Source organism: Actinoplanes sp. NPDC051633, from assembly GCF_040681735.1.
Taxonomy (GTDB): domain Bacteria; phylum Actinomycetota; class Actinomycetes; order Mycobacteriales; family Micromonosporaceae; genus Actinoplanes.
The window spans coordinates 1-2,817 of sequence record NZ_JBFAZH010001013.1 but is presented as its reverse complement, the minus strand read 5'-3'; the positions used below and the strand labels follow the sequence as shown (position 1 = coordinate 2,817).

Annotated in this window: 3 protein-coding genes and 1 pseudogene; 3 read left to right on the top strand and 1 reads right to left on the bottom strand. The window is 72.3% G+C overall.

The window, feature by feature from the left end; genetic code table 11:
- Positions 1-179, top strand: a 179-nt coding sequence (locus AB0M20_RS36100) for a GNAT family protein (RefSeq protein WP_364305101.1), incomplete at its 5' end; no start/stop codon positions are given.
- A gap of 19 nt (positions 180-198) precedes the next feature.
- Here the strand turns inward: AB0M20_RS36100 and AB0M20_RS36095 are convergent.
- Positions 199-1,485: an MFS transporter gene (locus AB0M20_RS36095; protein ID WP_364305099.1), complete on the bottom strand. Its 1,287-nt coding sequence runs from the start codon at positions 1,483-1,485 to the stop codon at positions 199-201.
- Positions 1,486-1,555: 70 nt separating this feature from the next.
- Between AB0M20_RS36095 and AB0M20_RS36090 the strand changes: the two genes are divergently transcribed.
- Both AB0M20_RS36090 and AB0M20_RS36085 read left to right on the top strand, forming a co-directional pair.
- Entirely contained in the window at positions 1,556-2,530 is a 975-nt protein-coding gene (locus tag AB0M20_RS36090) for a helix-turn-helix domain-containing protein (protein ID WP_364305097.1), read from the top strand.
- Positions 2,531-2,577: 47 nt separating this feature from the next.
- Positions 2,578-2,817, top strand: a pseudogene (locus tag AB0M20_RS36085) (type II secretion system protein GspE); the annotation flags it as partial.

Sequence of the window (2,817 nt, the reverse complement as noted above, 5' to 3'; positions counted from 1 at the left end):
ACACGCTGGGGCTGCACCGCATCGAGGTCAGCCACTCGACGCGGAACCAGGCGTCGTGCCGGGTGGCGGAGCACGCGGGCTTCATGCCGGAGGGTACGAAGCGGGCCGAGCTGCTGCACACCGACGGCTGGCACGACATGCACCTGCACGCCCGGCTGGCGACCGACAAGCCGTATTAGGCGGCCCGTACCAGGCGCCCTAGGAGGCCTTGCCGGCGAAGGCGAGCCCGATGCCCGGCGCGACCGGCCGCAGCCGCTTGCCCGCGAGCAGGGCCAGGCTCATCAGCGCCGCCACGATGGCCAGCGATCCGGCCACGTACCAGGCCAGGTCGTACTCCCCCAGCCGGTCGCGCACCAGGCCCGCCGCCGTCGCCGCGATCGCCGCGCCGATCTGGTGCGACGCGAACACCCAGCCGAAGACCACCGCGCCGGACGCCCCGAAGTACTCGCGGCAGAGCGCGACCGTCGGCGGGACCGTGGCCACCCAGTCGAGGCCGTAGAAGAGGATGAAGACCACCATGCTGGGGTGTGCGGTGGCCGCGAACAGCGACGGCAGCACCAGCAGCGAGAGCCCGCGCAGCGCGTAGTAGACGGCGAGCAGCAGCCGGCTGTCCATCCGGTCGGTGAGCCAGCCGGAGGCGATGGTGCCGACGATGTCGAAGAGGCCGACCAGCGCGAGCAGGCCCGCCGCGGTGGTCTCGGCCATGCCGTGGTCGTGCGCGGCGGGGATGAAGTGGGTGCCGATCAGGCCGTTGGTGGTCGCGCCGCAGATCGCGAAGCCGCCGGCCAGCAGCCAGAACGGTCTGGTCCGGGCGGCGCGGCCGAGCGCGCTCAGCGCGTTGCGCGCCGCGCTCCCGGCCGGCCGGACGTCGTCGACGACTCCCCCGTAGGCGGTCACGCCCAGGTCGGCGGGCCGGTCCCGCAAGCGCCAGAACACAAGGGGTACGACCGCCAGCGCGGCGACGGCCACCGTCAGCGCCGCGGTCCGCCACCCGGACGACTCGCTGAGCGCCGCCAGGACGGGCAGGAAGATCAGCTGTCCGGCCGCTCCTCCCGCGGTCAGCACGCCGGTCACCAGGCCGCGCCGCTTGACGAACCACCGGTTGGTGACGGTCGCCACGAAGGCCAGCGCCATCGATCCGGTGCCCAGCCCGACCAGCACGCCCCAGCAGAGCACCAGCTGCCAGCTCGCGGTCATGAAGACCGTCAGCCCGGAGCCGGCCGCGACCAGCAACAGCGCGAACATCACCACCCGACGGATGCCGAACCGGTCCATCAGCGCCGCGGCGAAGGGTGCGGTCAGCCCGTAGAGCAGCAGGTTGACCGAGACGGCCGCGGAGATCGTGCCGAGCGACCAGCCGAACTCGTCGTGCAGCGGGCGCAGCAGCACCGAGGGGGTGGCCCGGAAGCCGGCCGCGCCGACGAGCGCCACGAACGCGACGGCGGCGACGAGCCAGGCGGGGTGGATGCGATGGAGCTTGGTCACGCCTTGATTCTGCGGACAACTGACCGGACCGACGAGTGGCCGAGAGGCCAACATGCGCAAGAATCAAGCCATGACCCACAACATCGCGGTCGTCGCCCTGGACCACGTGGTCGCCTTCGACCTCGGCGTGCCCTCGCAGGTCTTCGGCGCGAGCCGGGACGATCAAGAGCAACGGCTCTATCGGGTACGCGTGTGCACGCCCGGCCCGGTGACCAGCATGGCGGGCTTCACCGTGACGGCCAAGTACGACCTGTCCGAGATCGCCCGGGCGGACACCGTCATCATCCCGGGCGTCGGCGACGGGCCGACCGTCACCGACGCCTCCCTCGACGCATCGGTCAAGGAGGCCCTGCACGCCGCTCATGACCGGGGAGCACGGATCGTCTCGGTCTGCACGGGCGCATCCGTCCTCGCCGCCGCAGGCCTCCTCGACGGCCGCCCGGCGGCCAGCCACTGGTCCTGGGCGCACCGCCTGACGCGGCTTTATCCGCAGGTCAAGTGGGACTTCGACACGCTGTTCTGCGACGACGGCGACATCCTGACGTCGGCCGGGGTGGGCGCCGGCGTCGACCTCTGCCTGCACATCGTGCGCAGCGACCACGGCAGCGCGGTGGCGAACCGGGCGGCCCGCCGCTGCGTGGTCCCGCCGTGGCGGGACGGTGGACAGGCCCAGTTCATCGAGCGGCCGATCCCGGCCGGCGACGGCCCCGGCACGGAGGCCACCCGGGCGTGGGCGCTGCAACGCCTGGCCGAGCCGGTGAGCCTGGAGGACATGGCCGGTCACGCGCGGATGAGCGTACGGACGTTCACCCGACGGTTCCGGGAGGAGACCGGCCTCAGCCCGGGGCGCTGGTTGCTCCGGCAGCGCGTGGATCACGCCCGGGCGCTGCTGGAGGCGACCGATCTGGCGGTCGACGTGATCGCCCGGCGCTCCGGGCTGGGCAGCGCCGCCGCCCTGCGGCAGCACCTGCAGGCGACGATCGGCGTCGCCCCCTCGGCGTACCGGCGCACCTTTCGGCTATCGGCCCCGTATCCACCTCAATAGCGGCAAACTGGGCTAAGAAGACCATCCCTTGGCCCGAATAGGATGTCGTGGATCAGACCTTTCGCCCGCTGCTGGAAGCGCTGAAGCAAATCGGCGTGGATCCGGCCGCGGTCGACGCCGCCGCCGAGGAGGCGCAGCAGAGCGGCCGGTCGGTCCGGGCGGTCTTGATCAACGACTCGGTGGTCACCGAGGAGCAGTTGACCTCCGCCGCCGCCCAGGCGTTCGGCATCAACACGCTGGACCTGGTCGGCTTCTCGCCGGACCCGGCCGCGCTGAAGCGGATCCCC

What these genes read in the sequence shown, in the direction of transcription:
- AB0M20_RS36090 (WP_364305097.1), top strand. Translation starts at nt 1,556, where the DNA reads ATGACCCACAACATCGCGGTCGTCGCCCTGGACCACGTGGTCGCCTTC.